Origin of the sequence: Candidatus Pelagadaptatus aseana (assembly GCF_040362265.1) — a bacterium.
GTDB lineage: Bacteria > Pseudomonadota > Gammaproteobacteria > Pseudomonadales > Cellvibrionaceae > Pelagadaptatus > Pelagadaptatus aseana.
The window spans coordinates 1-3,686 of the sequence record NZ_BAABNJ010000021.1 but is presented as its reverse complement, the minus strand read 5'-3'; the positions used below and the strand labels follow the sequence as shown (position 1 = coordinate 3,686).

The 3,686-nt window shown below is 47.4% G+C and carries 3 protein-coding genes; 1 reads left to right on the top strand and 2 read right to left on the bottom strand.

From position 1 onward, the window contains the following. Positions 1–342, top strand: a 342-nt coding sequence (locus ACPXV9_RS15780; RefSeq protein WP_423899036.1) for a hypothetical protein, incomplete at its 5' end; no start/stop codon positions are given. 45 nt (positions 343–387) lie between these two features. Here ACPXV9_RS15780 and gorA read toward each other — a convergent pair. Both gorA and ACPXV9_RS15770 read right to left on the bottom strand, forming a co-directional pair. After that, the gene (gorA, locus tag ACPXV9_RS15775) at positions 388–1,758 is read right to left on the bottom strand and encodes a glutathione-disulfide reductase (RefSeq protein WP_423899035.1); all 1,371 of its coding nucleotides are present in this window, start codon (positions 1,756–1,758) and stop codon (positions 388–390) included. A gap of 432 nt (positions 1,759–2,190) precedes the next feature. Further along, a partial coding sequence (locus tag ACPXV9_RS15770; protein WP_423899034.1) for a methyl-accepting chemotaxis protein occupies positions 2,191–3,686 on the bottom strand: 1,496 nt, incomplete at its 5' end.

Sequence of the window (3,686 nt, the reverse complement as noted above, 5' to 3'; positions counted from 1 at the left end):
GGCTACAGCTATGGCAATGAGTTATACGCTCGACCACACCTGAAGATCACATACTCAAAAAATGATGTAGCAAATATTAAAATGTTGATTGCCGGACGCATTGATGCGGTTCTTGGCGATCACGCCACCACTTTGGAGGCCATACAGAGTCTCAAGGCTCAAGATTATGTTAAATATGATCCGAAGTTTAAGCTGGCTGTTATGGATGTATTCTGGGTCTTTCAAAATGACACTAAGGGTCTTGAGCTGTGTCGATCTGTCTCGAAGGCCATATCCAGCCTGAAGGCGAATAAGCCCGGAGTGCTGTTCTTTGATGGTATAGACACCAAAGAAGAGCTATAAACAACATTATAAATTGCTTATAGCTCTTTGTTTTTATTGGATAAATCAACCTGCAGTTCGCGTTATCTCACGCATGGTGACGAATTCTTCAGCAGCGGTTGGATGAATGCCGATAGTGTCATCAAACTGAGCCTTGGTCACACCGGCCTTCATCGCGATGGCTATACCCTGAATTATCTCCCCTGCTTCGCTGCCAACCATGTGGCAGCCCAGGACCTTGTCGGTATTTTTATCCACAATAAGCTTCATAAACGTTCGCTCATTGAGACCACTCAGAGTGTGCTTCATATGCTTAAAATCGGTGGTATAGATATTGAGCCCATAACCCTGCTCTAACGCTTCTTCCTCCGACAAGCCGACAGTACCTATATTCGGCTGACAGAAAACCGCGGTGGCTATGTTGGAATAATCAACCTGCTTCACGGTCGAGTCATTACCATAGAGATTATGTGCCAACGCCATGCCCTCTGCGAGAGCAACCGGAGTCAGCGCCGGACCACCAATCACATCGCCAACGGCATAGATACTGGGTTCGCGGCTTTGAAAACCTGAGTCCACTTCAATGAACCCTTTGGCATCCAGAGTTACGGCCGTATTTTCAAGTCCGAGAGAGGCAATATTGGGTACCCTGCCGGTAGCAGCCAGTACACAGTCGACGATGTCTTTGTCGCCAGTGGTCAATTCAACTTCAAGACGCCCATCCGATGTTTTTGTAATGGCGACAATATTGGTCTCAAAACGTAAATCGATGCCCTTTTGATCCAACTCGTTTTTAACAAAATTTCGCACTTCGTTATCAAAACCGCGTAGAAACATGGGGCCACGGTAGATCAGTGAAGTATCAACACCAAGCCCTTTGAAGATCCCGGCAAACTCCACTGCTATATATCCACCACCCAGCACCATGGCTTTGTGTGGCAATACATCCAGATCAAACACCTCATTAGAGGTGATAATGTGCTCTTTCCCGGGGATATCAGGAATCATGGGCCAGCCACCAGTGGCAATCAATATGCGTTCAGCCGTGTATGTCTTATCACCCACCACAACCTGATTAGGCCCGGTAATAGTCGCCCGTCCTTCAATCAGTTCGACGTTATTGGACGAGAGAATGTTGCGATAGACATCATTCAGGCGACTGATCTCGGTAGTTTTGTTGTCTCTCAGAGTTGGCCAGTCAAAGTCCACACCGGAAATATTCCAACCAAACCCCTTGGCCCCTTCAATTTCATCGTGGATATGCGAGCCATAGACGTAAAGTTTCTTTGGAACGCAACCAACATTGACACAGGTGCCACCCATATAGCGGTCTTCTGCGATGGCCACCCGGGCTCCCTTGGCTGCTGACATACGACTGGCGCGCACACCGCCAGAACCGGCACCTATTACAAACAGATCATAATCAAAGTTGGACACGACTGATTCCTTCTACAACGTTCAAAGTATGGAAAAGATTCTATAGAAGCAAAAACAGAAATGGGAATAATTGTTTCGATGGATGTAATAGATAAAACCGATCAACATCAAAGGAGGCTATTCAGTGCCGCACGGATCCTAATGACACCTGCCAGCCAGCAATCAATTTAGGCAGATAAATCTATACCACCCGCACTTCTGCGCCGATCATGCCCGGTCCGCAGATTGAGTAACACGGGGCTATTTTTTTTTCGGCGTTGGCCTTTGCGACGTTCAGTATCCGGGCGATATTCGGGGAGCTTTTTGGCAACAGCAGAATCACGATTGCGAACCTGCTGCTGCCTGACAGGTTTGGCAGGCACATTGACTGGTTTTGAAATGGGACCTATATCCGGCATATTTCTCTACCTGTTTTGCGGTTTCAGCTTCAACCTATACTTTAAACTGTGCAGACACCTTCTCAAGCTGTTCTGCAAACTGCTTCAGAGAGCCGCTGAGATCTGAAACCTGTGACGTGTTCTTATCAGCAATCTGAGCACCGTCATGCACATCGACCACTTTTTCTTTGATGGACAAAGCGAATTCACGCTGTTTTTCCATCGCCTCGGAAATTTCCAGACTGTTTTCAGTAATTGAGGCCACTTTGGTGGTGATATTTTCAAGAGTAGTACCGGTAGTACCAGCCTGAGTGACGCTGTTTTGAGCCTGTGACTTGCCCTGCTCCATTACCGTTACGGCAGAACGAGCGGCTGTTTGCAGCTGCTCGATCACATTCTGGATCTCCAGTGTTGACTCCTGGGTTCTTGAAGCCAGAGTTCTTACCTCATCAGCGACTACGGCAAAGCCACGGCCCTGCTCACCTGCCCTTGCGGCTTCGATGGCGGCGTTGAGAGCCAGCAGGTTGGTTTGCTCTGCGATACCTCTGATCACATCGAGAATACCGGCAACACTTTCTGTATCGGATTCCAGTTTGACGATAACCTCAGAGGCTCGTTCAACCTCTGCAGCCAGCTCATTAATTGAGTTAACGGTGTTATTGACGATCTGCAGGCCTTCCTGAGCATCATTATTCGCCTCGGTTGAAGTCTCTGCAGCGATTCTGGCCTTCTCATTTTCCTGCGACACACTGATCAACATATCTTCCATTGCCGAGCTGATAAATTCGGTAGAAACGCGTTGCTGAGAAGAAATTTCTGAGGTTTCGTGAGACAGACTGCTTAAATCACGGGAGGCATTACTGAGCGGGGAAATAACATTAACCACATCACCAATGGTAGCGTGCAGTTTTTCAATAAAGAGGTTAAACCAGTGGACCAGAACGCCCAATTCATCACGACTGTCCAGCTGAATTCGACGAGTCAGATCCCCTTCACCCTCCGCTATATCCCTCAGCGAACTAACAATCATATCGATACCACGAGTAATCAATAAGATGATACTTATGGAAATAAGCACCGTAACGGTCACGGTAATCAACCCAATCAATGCACCCATTGATAAGTTGCTTTGCTCTGTTTCAATGGCATCGGCTACAGTGGTGGTAAAGTTTTGATGACTGACCGCATTGAAATTTTTCAGTTGTTTGGTCAATTCCTCCAGCAGACTGGCTTTTTTGCCAGCCACTTCAGCTATTTTACTGAAATCCATGGTGCCATCGATCATATCCTGGGTCAGCTTGAATGAGATGGCCGTAAACTGATCGAGATTGGTCTGGACAGCAGAAAGACTACCGGCTGCGTCTGGCAGCAGCGACTGTTGCTGCTTCAGGTTCTGTTTAATCTTATCGGCCAAGCCCTTGGCATGGTCCAGCATATCCTGTTCACCGGTACTGGCCGCATTAGTCATCAGTTCGTTCATTCGGTCCAGCAGGACAATATTGCTTTGTGCCAGCTCTAAAACTGGGAAATCTACATCCTTGATGGCATTTA